This is a genomic window from Amycolatopsis acididurans (genome assembly GCF_012328925.1).
In the GTDB taxonomy this organism is placed as follows: Bacteria; Actinomycetota; Actinomycetes; order Mycobacteriales; family Pseudonocardiaceae; genus Amycolatopsis_E; species Amycolatopsis_E acididurans.
This window is the reverse complement of the sequence record NZ_JAAXLS010000005.1, coordinates 303,720-313,873: the sequence shown is the minus strand read 5'-3', so window position 1 is coordinate 313,873 and position 10,154 is coordinate 303,720. Positions and strand designations below refer to the sequence as shown.

General features: G+C 69.2%; 8 protein-coding genes and 1 pseudogene. 5 read left to right on the top strand and 4 right to left on the bottom strand.

Annotated elements, in window-relative coordinates:
* Positions 1 to 351, bottom strand: a pseudogene (locus HFP15_RS11685) (Hsp70 family protein); the annotation flags it as partial.
* A gap of 212 nt (positions 352 to 563) precedes the next feature.
* On the opposite strand from HFP15_RS11685, the gene HFP15_RS11680 reads away from it, so the two are divergent.
* The 3 genes from HFP15_RS11680 to HFP15_RS11670 all read left to right on the top strand — a co-directional run bounded on the left by HFP15_RS11680 (position 564) and on the right by HFP15_RS11670 (position 5,747).
* On the top strand, positions 564 to 2,567 hold the full coding sequence (locus HFP15_RS11680; protein WP_168514517.1) for an IniB N-terminal domain-containing protein: 2,004 nt from the start codon (positions 564 to 566) through the stop codon (positions 2,565 to 2,567).
* A 142-nt stretch (positions 2,568 to 2,709) separates the two neighbouring features.
* A complete protein-coding gene (locus tag HFP15_RS11675; RefSeq protein ID WP_168514515.1) occupies positions 2,710 to 4,506 on the top strand; it encodes a dynamin family protein in 1,797 nt (598 codons plus the stop codon).
* Positions 4,503 to 5,747, top strand: coding sequence for a GTPase domain-containing protein (locus tag HFP15_RS11670; RefSeq protein WP_168514513.1), 1,245 nt, complete (start codon positions 4,503 to 4,505; stop codon positions 5,745 to 5,747). Before HFP15_RS11675 ends, HFP15_RS11670 begins: the two co-directional genes overlap by 4 nt.
* Before the next feature lie 46 nt (positions 5,748 to 5,793).
* On the opposite strand, the gene HFP15_RS11665 is transcribed toward HFP15_RS11670, so the two are convergent.
* From HFP15_RS11665 to HFP15_RS11655, 3 genes are all read right to left on the bottom strand, one after another.
* Positions 5,794 to 5,988, bottom strand: a complete 195-nt coding sequence (locus HFP15_RS11665) for a hypothetical protein (RefSeq protein WP_168514511.1) — start codon at positions 5,986 to 5,988, stop codon at positions 5,794 to 5,796.
* 180 nt (positions 5,989 to 6,168) lie between these two features.
* Entirely contained in the window at positions 6,169 to 7,416 is a 1,248-nt protein-coding gene (locus HFP15_RS11660; RefSeq protein WP_168514509.1) for an aKG-HExxH-type peptide beta-hydroxylase, read from the bottom strand.
* A gap of 142 nt (positions 7,417 to 7,558) precedes the next feature.
* On the bottom strand, positions 7,559 to 7,720 hold the full coding sequence (locus HFP15_RS11655; RefSeq protein ID WP_168513981.1) for a hypothetical protein: 162 nt from the start codon (positions 7,718 to 7,720) through the stop codon (positions 7,559 to 7,561).
* Positions 7,721 to 7,918: 198 nt separating this feature from the next.
* Between HFP15_RS11655 and HFP15_RS11650 the strand changes: the two genes are divergently transcribed.
* Positions 7,919 to 8,695: a FadR/GntR family transcriptional regulator gene (locus tag HFP15_RS11650; RefSeq protein ID WP_210717042.1), complete on the top strand. Its 777-nt coding sequence runs from the start codon at positions 7,919 to 7,921 to the stop codon at positions 8,693 to 8,695.
* Between the two features lie 135 nt (positions 8,696 to 8,830).
* Complete coding sequence (locus HFP15_RS11645; RefSeq protein WP_312871546.1) at positions 8,831 to 10,024, top strand: hypothetical protein; 1,194 nt, start codon at positions 8,831 to 8,833, stop codon at positions 10,022 to 10,024.
* The last annotated feature ends 130 nt before the right edge of the window (positions 10,025 to 10,154 follow it).

The window sequence follows — 10,154 nt, the reverse complement described above, 5'->3', positions numbered from 1 at the left end:
GGTTAGGGCGATGCGGCCCGGCTCGCCGCCTTCGATCTGGGCGACCTGGTCGACGATCCACCCCACGGCGACTGCGGTGAGTGATTCGGGCAGGTACAGTTCGTCACCAAGGACGAACGGCACGTCGTCCCCGGCCCGCCGGGCGAATCCCCGGGCGATGCGGTGCGGTTCATGCCGGATCAGCCGCCGCGCCTCGGGTCCGACCAGCACGGTTCCGTCCGCGGCGACGTGCAGGACGGACTCGATCGGGCGAAGGACGACCTGCGGTTCGCCCCAGAACTCCCCGGCCCGACGACACACCGCGGCTTTGCTGCGGGTGCTGCCGATGTCGATGCCGAGGACGTAACGCATTCGGGTGTCGCCTCCTAGGGGTCCGCACTTTGGTACCAAAGGCATCCGTTCGGGGCACATCCCCTAACCCCCTAATGGGTGCACCGCCACCCCCGGCTCAGGGACCGGGACCTATCCCCGATGCCACGGGCTCCCCCGCTCCCTAGGTTGTGTCGCGGCATCGATGGCGATGTCTCCATCCCCATTTCACCCCCGAGAATTGCGGAGTATTCGTGTCCCACCCCGCCCAGACCTTGCACGATTTCGTGCTCAACCTGCTGACCGACGGCGCCGCCAAGTCGGCCTTCGCCGCCGACCCGACCGCTGCGCTGGCGCACGCCGGGCTGAGCGACGTCACGCCGCAGGACATCCAGGAGGTGGCTCCGCTCGTCGCCGACTACGCGCCCGCGCCGGCCGCGCACGCGCTGGAGTCGGTGCTGGCCTCGCTGCCCGCCGGTGCCGGTGGCCTCCAGGGTGCGATCGCCCAGCTGCAGGCCGTCGCCCAGGCCGCCCACGCGCTGCCCGTATCCGCCCCGGACTTCGACGCCGCTGAGCGCGAGCTGCCCACCTCGACCCCCGACCTCGGCTCGCTGCCGGTCTCGGCCGCGGACCTGGGCTCCCTGCCTCTGTCCGCGCCGAACGTCGGCTCGCTGCCGCTGTCCGCCCCGGACCTCGGCTCGCTGCCGCTGTCCGCCCCGGACCTCGGCTCGCTGCCCGTCTCCGCGCCGAACGTCGGCTCCCTGCCGCTGTCCGCCCCGGACCTGGGCTCCCTGCCCGTCTCCGCTCCGGACCTCGGCGCGCTGCCCAAGGCCGGCGACCTGCCGCTGTCGGCTCCCGACCTCGGCTCGCTGCCGCTGTCGGCCCCGAACCTGGGCTCGCTGCCCGTCTCGGCCCCCAGCGTCGGCTCGCTGCCGCTGTCGGCGCCGAACCTGACCGACCTGCCGGTCGCCGCGCCGAGCGTGACCGACGCCGGTGGTCGCGCCGACGAGCTGCCCGCCTCCGCCCCGAACGTCGGCTCGCTGCCGCTGTCGGCCCCCGACCTCGGCTCCCTGCCGCTGTCGGTCCCCGCGATGGGTGCCCTTCCGGACGGTGACGACCTGCCGCTGTCGGCTCGTGACCTGCCGACCTCCACCCCGGACCTGAGCGCCATCCCGGCCGCCGCCGAGGGCTTCGGCCAGGTGCCCGGCCTTGGCGACCTCCCCGCCGCCCCGTCGGTGGGCGAGCTCCCGCTGTCGGCCCCGGACCTCGGCTCGCTGCCGCTGTCCGCGCCCAGCCTCGGCGACCTGCCCGTCTCGGCGCCCGACCTCGGCGCGCTGCCCAAGGCGGGCGACCTGCCGCTGTCGGCTCCCGAACTCGGCTCGCTGCCCGTCTCGGCTCCGAACCTGGGCTCGTTGCCGCTGTCCGCGCCCGAACTCGGCAGCCTGCCGCTGTCCGCACCGGAGCTTCCGGACGTCAAGTCCGCCGCGCCGGACCTCGGCACCTTCGAGACCTCGAGCACCGGCTCCGCCGACGGCTTCGGGGGTTCGGTCTCCTACACCGGCAGCCAGTTCACCGGCGCAGGCATGGGCTCGTTCGGCGCCGACGGCATGACGGCCGCCGGGGAGAGCCACTCCGCCCTGGGCAGCTACTCCTTCGCCACCGACGGCACCCCGGGTGCCGCGCCGAGCTTCGGTCAGCTCAGCGACCTCGGCGAGAGCCTGGACTCGGACGTGCTGAGCAGGAGCGACACGGCCGCGGGCACCATGGCCAGCTACGTCTCCAACGGTGGTGAGCTGCTCGGCAGCCAGATCACCAGCGGTTCGGCCACCCTCGGCGGCTACCTGACCGGCATCGGCGCTCAGGCCGGCGACGCGGTCACCGCTGGTGGTTCCGAGCTCGGCAACCAGGTGAGCCACGGCGCTCAGCTGGCCGGCGAGCACATCTCGGACGTTCCGGCGGTTCCGGCGCTGCCCGCCGCTCCGGCGCTGCCCGCGGCCCCGGCCCTGCCCACCGACCTGCCGTCGGACGTGCCGACCCACCTCCCGGCCGGGGAGCTGCCGCAGCTGCCGCACCTTCCGGTGGCGAACCCGCTGCCCGACGCCGGCGCTCACCTCGAGCAGGCCGTGACCAACAACCCGGTGACCGACGCCGTTTCGCACAGCCCGCTGGGCGACGCGGCGGGCGCCATCCAGCATCCCGCGCTGCCCGAGCCCACCGGCCTGGACAGCCTTCACAACGACCTGCCTCTCGGCCACTGACCGCGCCCAGTGTGGTGAACGACAGTCTCGCTTAACCTCCCCCTGGCGAGCAGGCCGTTCACCGGTCGTAGAACGGTGGGGTTCGTCTTCGGACGGACCCCGCCGTTTCCCTTTCGTGACCGAACAAGGCACACTCTCGCGGGTGATGGCTGCGCCCTGGCTCGAAGTACTCGATGACGCCGTCCGGGCCTGCGCCACTCAGGGGCGCCCGGACCTGGTGCGACGACTACGCGACCGCAGATCTCGGCTGCTCGAGCGCCAACTGCGGGTCGTCGTGATCGGCGAGTCCGGTCAGGGCAAGAGCCAGCTGATCAACGCGTTGCTCAACGCCCCGGTCTGCGCGGTCGGCGACGATCGCACCACCGTGGTCCCCACCGTCGTCCGGCACGCCGAGTCCCCCACCGCCACCGTCGTGACGGGTGGTCGCCGCGCGATCGAAGGCCCCGGGCACAAGCCGGTCGCCGTCGAATCCGTCAGCGCCGAAGCCAATCGGGAAGCCACCTCCGGCGCCCCTGTCGTGCGTGCCGAGATCGGCCTGCCGCGCGCGCTGCTCGCCGGTGGGCTCGCGCTCGTGGACACACCGGCCCCGGCGACGGTCGAAACCGTCGACTCGATGTCCGCGGACGCCGTGCTGATGGCGACCGATGCCACCAGCGATCTCACCGCGGCCGAACTGCGGCTGCTGGCGCAGGTCGCGCGCTTGTGCCCGACGATCATCGTGGTGCTCACCAAGATCGACCTCGTGCCGGGATGGCGCGTGGTGGCCGAACGGGTCCGCACGGCCCTGCGACAGCACGGCCTGCTCGCGAGCGTGCTCCCGGTGTCGGCGACGCTGCGGCTGGCCGCGGCGCGCACCGGCGACAAGGCCCTCAACGAGGAGTCCGGTTTCGTCGAGCTGATCCGGTGCCTGCACAACGATCTTCTCGGTCAGGCGGATCTGCTGGCGCGCCGCTCGGTCGCGGCACTCACCGCGCTGACGGTGGAGGCCCTGCTCGAGCCGCTGCGCGAGGAATTCAACGCCACCCAGCAACCGTCCAACGGCGAGGCGATGAGCCGCTGGCAGGCCGAGGGGCGGCGGCTGGAACGGCTGCAGCGCGACGCCGGCCGCTGGCAGACACTGCTCTCGGACGAGGTGTCCGATCTGCTCTCCGATGTCGAGTTCGACCTGCGCGACCGGACGCGGCGGATCCTCGTCGAGGTCGACGAGTACTTCGACGCCGCCGATCCGGCGCGCACCTGGGAAGAGTTCGAGGAGTGGCTGCGGCAGAACCTCACCACGGTCGCCGAAACGAACTCGGAATGGCTGCTCGACCGGTTCGAGTGGGTGGCCCGCAAGATCGGCCGCCAGGTCGCGCCGCACCGCCCGGACGCGTTGCCGGACTCGCTGCCCCGCGACGTGCCCGCCGACGCGGTCGGTGATCTGCGGATGCCCCGTGTCGAACGGTTCGGCGTCGGGCAGAAGCTGTTCGTCGGGATGCGCGGTTCCTACAGCGGTCTGCTGATGTTCGGGCTGGCGACCACGATCGCGGGTCTGCCGCTGATCAACCCGATTTCGCTCGGCGCGGGCGCCGCGTTCGGCGCGAAGAGCGTCTTCGAGGAACGGGGAAACCGGCTCAAGCGCAGGCAGGCGGCCGCGAAAACGGCCGCGCACCGCTATGTCGACGACTTCTTTCTCACCTATGGCAAGCACAGCAAGGACACCGCGCGCCAGATCCACCGCGCGCTGCGCGACCGGCTGTCCTCGGTGGCCGACGAACTGCGCGCCGAAATCACCGAAGCGGCCAAAACGATCAAACAGGGCATCGACACCGACGCCGCCGAGAAAACCGCGCGTGCCCACGAAATCCGGCGCGGACTGGAAGAACTGACGCTGCTGCGGCAGCGCGCGAGTGCGCTGTCCCCGCGTCAGCAGCCGGTGCCGCGAGGGCTGACCGCGTGAATCTCGCCCCGGCCACCAGGGCCCTGCTGGGGCAGGCTCTGGAGACGTATCAGGACAGCCCACGGGCGGTCGGCTGGCTGCAGCGCCACCTCGACCGGTTCGGCGATCCGCTGCGGCTCGCGGTCGTCGGTGCCAGCGAGACCGGGAAATCGACGTTGGTGCGGGCGATCGCGGGCGAGAACGTCGCCGACGAGCAGGCGGGTATGGCGTGGATCGGCCAGCCGCGGCATGAGCCGACACTGCTCGACACGCCGGCGATCGAGCCCGGCGCCGCACCGAACACCGTCGAGAACATCTGCATGGAAGCGGACGCGGTGCTGTACCTGGTGCGGCATCCGCACAACGCGGACCTGGGGTTCCTGCACACGTTGCGGGACCATCCGATCGCCCGCGCCGCGGCGGTGAATGCCATCGTCGTGCTCTCCCGTGCCGACGAACTGGCCGGCGGACGGCCCGATGCGCTGATCTCGGCGCGCCAGGTGGCACGGCGGTACCGGCGGGAGCCGGAGGTTCGGGAGCTGTGCCAGGACGTGGTGCCGGTGTCGGGACTGGTGGCCTGCGCGGCACGCACACTGGCCGACGCCGAGTTCGACGCGCTCGCCGCACTGGCCGCGACACCGCGCGAAGACCTCGAACCGCAGTTGCTGTCGGCGGACCGGTTCCTGCTGCGGGACGGCGAGATGCGGGGCCCGTTGCTCGACCGCTTCGGCATGTTCGGGGTCCGGCTGGCGCTCACGTTGATCCGCCGCGGCGCGAACACGCCCGCCGCGCTGGCCGGGGAACTCGTCCCACGCACCGGACTCGCTGATCTGCGGCAGGCGATCGAACGGAACTTCACGTCGCGGCAGGCTGCGCTCAAGACGCGTTCGGCGTTACTCGGCCTGGACGTGGTGCTGCGAATGGAACCGCGGCCCGCCGCGGCGCCGCTGGCCGAGGGACTGGACCGGATCCTGGCGTCGGCGCACGAGTTCCGCGAACTGCGGCTGCTGGCCGCGCTGCGCGGCGGACGGATGCGGCTGTCACCGGATCTGCTGGCGGAGGCGGAAAGACTGGTGGGAGGTCACGGCACCGAACCGGCCGAACGACTCGGTGTGGGCGAGGGAGACGTTCGCCCCGCGGTGCTGGAGATGTTGCGCCGATGGCGCGGCTGGGCGGAAAGCCCGGAATTCGGGGAAAGCGAGCGACGCGCCGCCGCCGTCGTGCTGCGCAGCTGCGAGGAGCTGGCGACCGGGGCGCGTTGAGGAGCGCGGCAACGTGAACCACACGATGCCGCGCGCTGGCGGAACCTCAGTCCTCAGCCGGAACCGGCTTGAAGTAAGCCGTCCCACCGCCGGTGGGCATTCGCCGGAAGAAATCCACGCGAGTGATCGGCTGACCGTAAAGCTCACGGCCGAGCGGCACGATCTGCGTGTTAATGTCGGCTGAAGGTTGATGCGCAACCGAGTGGCCGGTCCGGACGTCGGTTCTGCGCCGATTGTCCATGAGGCTCCTTTGCGAGAAGGGCGGACGGGTCCGATTAGGACGCGAATGGGCAGTCCTCATCGGCTGTTCGCCGATATGCTAAACGGTCCGCGAATGTCAAGGCATCCGAGGGCCCGTATGTCACCCGTCACGATAAGAATGACCCATTCGGGACGACTTCGCACCGGGAGCCATCTGCACTCACTTTTCCGAATCGGTAACTTTCTCGGATACCGGCAGGACCAATGAAGATTCAAGGAGCCGGGCAAGTGCGTCCGCATGATCCGCTCCCAGGTCTTTGAGTGACCGCGGCGCCGCGCTGAGTTGCTCGACGATTTCGACGGCCTGACCACGAAGCCAGTGCAGCTGCGGCGGCTGACCGCCTTCGTCCAGCCGGGCGAGCAGCACTCGCTCACCTGCCGCCATTTGGGCCACCCGCACGAGCGGCGCGAGCGCGTACCGGGCTTCGAGGTCGGACAACTCGGCTCGCTCCGGCCGCGGCGAATCCGTTTCCTCGCGCAGGAACGTCCGCAGAAACCACCGCGCGTCGCGTTCGAGCGCGTCCTCGGCGCCGAGCAGCCATTCACCGATCTCGGCCTCACGCTCGCGCGCCGACAACAACAACGACGTGGGCCCGAGTTGCCCGGCCTCGCCGCGCGCGAGCACCTCCTCGCCGAACTGCGCCATGCACGCATAGGCGTGAAAAGCGGCGATGACCTGCTCGACCGGCCAGCTCGCACCAGACCACGACGGGTGGAAGATCCGGTCTTTCGACAGATCCGCGCCGAGGAAATCGTGCGTGATCGCAAGATCAAAAAACTTTTGGTGCGCCCCTTCGTGCACCAGGGCCTCGGCGACGTCGTACGCACACGAGGGCTGGTCGATCAGGATGAGCCCGGGAAACAGGCGCGAGGACGCGGAGACGAGGCCGCCACTGGTCGCGGGATCGAGAATCGCGAGCAGGCTCGTGTGCGGCAGCAGATCCTCGGCGAGTCGTGGACTGACTTCGTACGCCTTGCGCAGACCGGCCTCGGCCATGCCACGCGCCCGCGCGAACGCTTCGCCGTCGGCCTCGGTGAGCAGCCGCGGTGGCGCACCCGGCCCGCCGCTCTGTGCGTGGATCACCCGCATCGCGTGCGCGAAACGGTCGTTCGCGTCGGCGCTGCTGACCAACCGGAGGCCGGCGTCCCCCGCGGTCAGCTCGGTGGTCATGCCGACGAGATCGTCCGGCGGTGTCGCGGCGAACAGGGTCCGGCCGGCGAGCGCCTCGCCGATCCGGTACCGGAACAGCGGATTGTCCAGCCGCTCGGCACGACGTTCCTGGCTCTGTTCGGTGAAGATCTCGAAGGCCAGGTGGTACAAGGTCCGGCGTTCGGCGAGCAGAGTGCTCGTCGGAGCGAGTGCGGCGTGCACCGCCGTCGCGTCTGGCCAGTCAGATCTGAGGTTCATCCTGCGCGCGGCTTCCGGACTAGGAGGAGAGGCGACCTCTTTGACCGCGCAAACGCTACAACCAAGTCGGTCGCGGACACCTCGCCGGGGGCATGTCTGACAACAGATCAATCGCATGCCCCCGGATGGGCGTTACCACCTATTACACGCCCACGCCGAGCAGTGAAACAACTTGAACGAACCCGAGCACGGCGAGGGCGACCCCCGCCGTCACGGTCATCACCAGCACCGTGCGCCAACCGATCATGGTCACCACGAGTGCTACCAGGAAGATGATGACTAGCAGATTCTGCGAGCTCAACATGAACACCTCCTTGGTCGGCCGAGGCGACGACCGGACGGGTGGTCCGAGCCCCGCCGCACCGGCACCCTTAGCCTCGCCTGGCAGTCTGTTGTCTGTCAAGTAACAACCTGCTGACAGACAACTTGCGTCTGCTGTCCGTCCTTGCTAACCTCGTTGGAAGCTCGGGGCCCTGGTAGAGCTAGCTCGTGGATGAGGCTGATGATCAATGACGAGAGCTGGGCGCTCTCCCCGAATACCCGCAAACCACTGCCGCAGCTGATCGAGGACAAGATCCGGCAGCTGATCGACAGTGGTCACTTCAAGGCAGGCGATCGCCTGCCCACCGAGCCCGAGCTCGCGCAGAAAATGGCCGTCGCCCGCAGTTCGCTGCGCACGGCACTGCAACGCCTGCAGTTGCAGGGCATCGTCGAGGTCATGCGCGGACGGGGCTGGTACGTCCGCTCCACGAGCGTGTCCGACCGCGACGAGTCGTTGGTGATCGACAGCCGGATCAGCGATTCGGACCTGATGGAGGTCCGGATCGCGCTGGAAGCCACGGCGGCGAGTCTTGCCGCGCTACGAGCCGACGACGGTGAGCTGGACGAGATCGCCAAACGCGCACGTGAGCACCAGGGCGCGTCCACCGAGGACAAAGAGGAACTGCTCCAGACCGATGAGGAGTTCCATGCCGCGGTGGTCAAGGCGAGCCACAACGAACTGCTCGAACAGCTGTACCGGTCGCTGGTTCCCAAGCTGCGCGGATACCGGCGCAACAGTTACGGCAGCGCCGAACTGCACAACCGGTCCGCCAACGACCACAACCAGGTGGCGTGGTTCCTCAAGCGTCGCGACGAGGGCGGCGCGCGCACGGCGATGACCACGCATCTGCTCGGGCTGTACAACGACCTGGCCACACAGGCAGGCACCGCCGCCGGCGAGCGGGCGGAACTGAACACCTTCGCATGGGAGGACGAACCGCGCTGGCGAGACCGCTGACGCACCGATCCGCTCGGCCGGCCACCAAGCCGCGTTCGCCGGACTGACCGGTAACAACCGGCAGAGTAGACCGAACGGCTCTTCCCGTTCCTCCCCTTTCCGTAGATCATGGTCTTACGACCGGGCGGAGAGGCAGTGAGTGCTGGGGACGATGTGCGGCTCGGCGATGACGCACGCCCTCCTGAACTGCGCCGCCGCGTCCGGCGACTGGCCACGCTGTTGTTCGCATCCGGCCTCGCCGCACTGCTCGTGGTCGTACTGTGGAATCCGCCTTCCGGCTGGCCGCACGCGCTGCACCGGCTGCTCGAACTGACCTTCCCCGTCCTGTTGCTCGGCGGCGGGCTGCTCGGCGCGTACGAACTGTTCATGCGGCGCTGGCTGGCCGCCGAGCTGACGCGGATCTCCGGGCCGAGGATCGTGGAGGCGTTGCTGCCGCACCAGGTTCTCGAAGTGCTGCTGGACTCGATCTACGGATCGAACCAGGCCAACCGGGACGTGATGATCGGCGTGCTCGGCGGTGAGGGACGGCGGCCGCTGGGCGGTGACCTGACGATCAGCACGCACACCGAGGTGCACCTCGAACTGCGTGCGGTCGATCGCGAGCTGTACCACCTCACCACGAGCGTGACGTACAGCTTCAAGAAGAACGTGCACGTGGACCGGTTCATCGTGTTCGCGACCTGCAACGCGCTGCTGCGTGACTCCATCAGTTCGGGCTGTCAGCTGCCTCTGTTCGAGCTGTGGTTCGTGCCGGATCCCGAGTTGTTCCAGAGTTCGGTCGACGACATGCTGCCGTCGGTACAGCTGCGCATCGACTACCTCGACCACGAGGGCGGGCACCACGAGGCGGAGTCGGCGAAGCTGCGGTTGCGCGAGGTGAAGTTCCAGCAGTGGGCGGACTACCTGTCCTTCTTCCGTGAGGACATGGGCCCGCTGCCGCGGCAGAATCCGCGCCAGCACATGGGCGATCTGCGCATCTTCGAATGCGATCTGAGCGACATCGCCGGTGACGACCACACGGTCAGCGCGATCGAGAGCCTGTCGGTGCGGGCGACCGCGCTGCAGAACATCGACGACGGGTTCAGCTACTGGCAGGCGCCCTATCCCTGTTACGTCGACCGGATCACGTTCGCGGTCAAGGAACTCGACATCGACGGCACCGGCACGTTCCAGTTCAACATCGCACCGTTCACGTTCCGCTCCAACACCACCAGCACGAAGTGGATCAAGGCGGAGGACCTGCCCGACCTCGCCGTGCAGTCGTGGCTGCTGCCGGGGCACGGAGTCGCACTGCTGTGGCGGAAGGTCGACGACCGGCAAGCGACGTGATCGCTGATCCAGGTCCTTTGTGGACACGACAGCGGCGGCCTGCTACCGCCACATGGCGGAATGTGCTGGTTTCTTTGGCCCTGCCATGCACATCAGCCCTGGCTTGTGGCGGTTTGGTGTTGATTGTCAC